2 protein-coding genes are annotated in these 1,011 nt (G+C 57.2%); both read right to left on the bottom strand.

Annotation, left to right across the window (positions count from 1 at the left end; genetic code table 11):
- A partial coding sequence (locus ACGYK4_RS17295; protein ID WP_394457539.1) for an IS5 family transposase occupies nucleotides 1-746 on the bottom strand: 746 nt, incomplete at its 3' end.
- Between the two features lie 109 nt (nucleotides 747-855).
- Nucleotides 856-1,011, bottom strand: a 156-nt coding sequence (locus ACGYK4_RS17300; protein ID WP_394457540.1) for a transposase, incomplete at its 5' end; no start/stop codon positions are given.

Here is a 1,011-nt window from a genome sequence, read left to right on the forward strand (position 1 = left end):
TCCCAATCTTTCGATAGGCGGCGACATCGGTTCAGCCAGGCGAAGGTGCGCTCGACGACCCACCGTCGCGGCAGCACTTCAAAGCCCTCCGCGGTGTCAGAGCGTTTGGCGATCTGGACGGTCCATCGGCCGAGGGCCTTTAGCGCGTCCCGCAGTTTGGGCCCTGCATACCCGCCATCCGCAAATACATGTCGCAATGATGGATAGCGCGAGACGACCGCTTTCAGCACATCGGGTGCGCCATCCCGATCCTGAATTCCGGCGCTGTGGACCACCAAGCCTATCAGCAATCCAACCGTGTCGGTTACGATGTGGCGCTTGCGGCCCTTGATCCGTTTGCCCGCATCATAGCCCCTAATACCACCGCTTTCGGTGGTTTTTACGCTCTGGCTATCTATGACCCCTGCCGTTGGCTGAGCTTTGCGGTTCTCGGCCAGTCGCGCAGCTTCGACCAGCTTCTGGTTTATCTCATCAAGCAAGCCGTCATCGCGCCACGCGTAGAAATAGCCCCGAACCGTTGAAACCGGCGGGAAGTCGTTGGGCAACATACGCCATTGGCATCCGGTCGTTGCAATGTAGAGGAGGGCGTCGACCACGTCGCGCAAACATGTCGTACGGGGCCGACCAGTTGTCTTCGGCGGCGACATCGAAGGCGCTATCAACGCCCATTCCGCGTCCCTCATATCGCTTGCGTATTTATCGCCTTTTCGGTCATGTTGACGGCGGGTGAGTTCAGTCCAAGCCATTGTGATCTCCATTCAGCTTCACAACCGAACAGAATCACAAACCACTGAACTCACTCAAATAGTTTTAAATCGGGCTCTTAGAGTCTGATTCAAAACTAACTGCACCTTCTCAATTCCTTGCGAGATGCCGTGTGACGCGTCTGATGTGTGCGATGAGGATCCAAGCCTCTGCGCTTGCGATGGATTTTTCCCAATCTTTCGATAGGCGGCGACATCGGTTCAGCCAGGCGAAGGTGCGCTCGACGACCCACCGTCGCGGCAGCAC

The sequence above is a fragment of the Sulfitobacter sp. 1A13368 genome (assembly GCF_043557275.1).
Classification (GTDB): domain Bacteria; phylum Pseudomonadota; class Alphaproteobacteria; order Rhodobacterales; family Rhodobacteraceae; genus Sulfitobacter; species Sulfitobacter faviae.